The 3275-nt window shown below is 39.3% G+C and carries 2 protein-coding genes; both read left to right on the top strand.

Annotation, left to right across the window (positions count from 1 at the left end; translation table 11 throughout):
- Window positions 1–517 precede the first annotated feature (517 nt).
- Window positions 518–1456: a DUF4007 family protein gene (locus tag ADK28_RS04580; protein ID WP_075202035.1), complete on the top strand. Its 939-nt coding sequence runs from the start codon at window positions 518–520 to the stop codon at window positions 1454–1456.
- A partial coding sequence (locus ADK28_RS29745) for an ATP-binding protein (RefSeq protein ID WP_204375366.1) occupies window positions 1446–3275 on the top strand: 1830 nt, incomplete at its 3' end. The genes ADK28_RS04580 and ADK28_RS29745, both read left to right, overlap by 11 nt.

The raw sequence follows: 3275 nt of genomic DNA, 5'->3' as shown, positions 1-3275 counted from the left end.
ACTGACCCCACCCCGGTAGACGATCCTGCCCTATAGTTGGATTGAACCTGGCTCCCGCGCGCGGGTTGTTAGGTACCCCTGATTATTCTGCGCGTTATCCCTGCATCAAAACCTCCGGCGAAAATATCAGTCAGCCGGTCGTCAATCGAAACGTCAACAGTAAAATTCGGATGTTCCCGCATGAAAGCAGGCAATCTATCAGCAATGATAGGCGGGTATGCTCCGCCCGTATCGGTGATACGAAGCGGGCGAGAAAACACGTCCTCCATGAAAGCGCGTCCCTCAAGGCTTTGGTTACAGTGTATGATTTTTAGACGCATATCTTATTACTCACGCCAAAAAATAATTCCAATATTTTTCAATGTTTTATCAATTTCGTTATAACCAAAATTATTCTGCGTATTGATTACAAAATGAAACCTCCACAAAGCATTTGTAGAGGAAGTCGGCCGAGTGATGGTGCCTCGCGTATCTAACTGGTAGAATTCACCAGTCCACAGATTGTTAGGCAATGATAATGCAAAGTACATTAGAGAATAATCGTAAAGTACCAGCTCATTTCTCCGGGCATGAGACCTTTCCCCTACGTCAAATGTGGTTAAAAAAGGTTGTAGATCAATCAACTATTGATGGCTTAGTCCCTAAATCAGTATTCACTGACAAGGATGCTATCGCAACTTTTGGTGTAGGTAAAAACATGGTGAGCTCAATCCGTCATTGGGCTCAGGCTTGTGGGATCCTTGAAGAAGCAACAACAAAAGAATTTGTACTAACAAAGCTTGCATCATTGATCCTTAGCGACAACGGATTTGATCCTTATGCTGAACATCCATCAACAGCGTGGTTAATTCATTGGCATCTTGCCGGTAAGTGCCTACGCTCAACGACTTGGTATTGGCTCTTTAACCATGTCAAGATGCCTGCTTTTACACGCAAGGATTTAGAGGGTGTATTAGCTATTTATGCTAATGAGATTGTGCCTGAACACCGTCTTTCACCTGCAACATTAGAAAGGGATTTGGAAGTATGCCTTCGTAGCTATGCGCCACGTTCCTCGAGTGGTTCTCCTGAAGATTATGCAGAGCCTTTACTAGGAGAAATAGGTCTTTTACAGGAAATACACAAAGGGCAATATGCTTTTCGCCGTGGACCAAAAGCATCATTACACCTAGGGATATTCACTTTTGCATTGATGGACTTTTGGGAGCAAAGGGCAAATGGTTTGAGCGCCTTAGCTTTTGAAAACATCATGTATAGCGAAGGCTCACCAGGGAGGGTGTTTAAACTCGATGAAGAATCAGTTGCCCAATATTTGATCGAATTATCAGACCGTACAGAGGGAGTGTTGACCTGGACTGACTCGGCAGGTTTAAGACAAATACACAAAAAAGTATTGACAGTAACAGAGCATGAGAATTTCAAGGATAAAATGATTGGGTGGGCATATGACAAATAATATATCAAAAAAAATGTTATCTGATGTGGTAAGCATATCCCCACAATATCAAAGGTCTATTCGAGTAGATTTAGATATGGGGCAGCTTGACGCCTTAAATAGCTACTTCTGCCATAATACTGCATCATCTGTCATAAAAAACATATGTCATCAGATATTGAGTTCAAATCAGCGTAGTTTTACATTAACTGGGCCATTTGGAGGAGGGAAATCCTCTCTTGCTGTTGTTTTAGGAAGCGCCTTACACTCGAATATAATCGTAAGAAATCAGGCCCGTCACATATTAAACACCGAGAATACTGAAGGTTTTGATCAAGCTTTCCCTGTAAAAAATGGTTGGTGTATTCTTCCTCTTGTCGGAAAGCGTGGGAGTGTTGTTTTAGACCTTTATGCAACATTAAACAAGTATTTAGGAAGAAAAAAAAACAAACAAATATCTCCTTCTGAATTAATAGATGAATTACTTAATATTGCATCACAGCGAATCGATGATGGCGTAATCATTTTAATTGACGAAATGGGTAAGTATCTCGAGGCGGCAGCGCTAGATATTGGAGATGATGTATTTTTTTTCCAAGAGCTAGCAGAAGCTGCAGCACGTTCAAAGGGGCGCTTGGTAATTATTGGTATATTACATCAATCATTTTCTCAGTATGCTACAAGGTTAGGCGTAAACATGAGAGATGATTGGTCTAAAGTTCAAGGTAGATATATTGACCTTCCATTTATTGCAGCCAGTGATGAAATTGTCGAGCTACTAAGTAAAGCAATACAAGCTGAAGAACATCCAGCATGGGTATCTAATGCATCAAGAACAATAGCAGATATTGTAAGGCATAAGAGAACAAACATTCGAGAACACTTTGCTGCTACATTAGAAAAATGCTGGCCATTGCATCCAGTAATGGCAACGCTGCTTGGCCCAATTTCTAAAAGACAGTTTGGACAAAATGAGCGAAGTATCTTTGGTTTTATTTCTTCAGTAGAACCATCTGGTTTTTCCCATTATTTAAAAACTACTAATTTTAGTAGTTTTGAAAGTTATGGAGCAAGTAATTATTGGGACTACTTGCGAGCAAACCTCGAGCCCAGCATTTTATCATCCTCTGATGGGCATCGCTGGGCGCAAGCTGTTGATGCAGTTGAAAGAACTGAATCTAAAACTTCTAATGTATTTTTGGTTGACTTAGTTAAATCTATAGCGATCATCGATCTATTCAGGAATGGCTCTGGTTTAGTAGCCAATGATAAAGTTCTTAGTACATTGTATCCTGAAAAAAACAATACTGAATTAAATAGAGCATTGGATGAACTAGCTTCGTATAAAGTTATTTTATTTAAAAGTTTTTTAGATTCATGGTCTGTATTTGAAGGAAGTGATTTTGATATTGATAATGCTGTATATCAGGAAATGGCAAAATTTCCCGGAATAAATTATCAAAAACTATCAAAACTTATAGGATTATATCCAGCTGTTGCTAAAAGACATTATCATAAAACAGGAACTATGAGATGGATGGAAGTTGTTCTTAGTGATATAGAACAGCTTGAGAAACATGCTAATAACTATAATCCCTCAAAAGGTGAGTTTGGCTGTTTTATCCTTGCGATACCGAACCGTGGTATAACTGAAGATAAGGCAAGAGAAAAAGCAAAAAAATATGCTCGTTTTTCTCCATTTCCTGTAATTATAGGAATTCCCGAAAACTTTAGCAGTATCAATTCATTGGCAGAAAAGCTTGTGGTTCTTGAAAAGATTAAGAACTATAGCTCACTTGAAGGTGACAGAGTTGCTCGCCGAGAGGTTTATTCCTTATTA

The sequence above is a fragment of the Serratia sp. 506_PEND genome (assembly GCF_001076875.1).
Lineage (GTDB): Bacteria > Pseudomonadota > Gammaproteobacteria > Enterobacterales > Enterobacteriaceae > Serratia > Serratia marcescens.
The sequence above is the reverse complement of the archived record's forward strand: the minus strand, read 5'-3'. Positions and strand labels throughout refer to the sequence as shown.

Excerpts from the sequence above, each read along its gene's own strand:
- ADK28_RS04580 (WP_075202035.1), top strand. The coding sequence starts at position 518 with ATGCAAAGTACATTAGAGAATAATCGTAAAGTACCAGCTCATTTCTCC.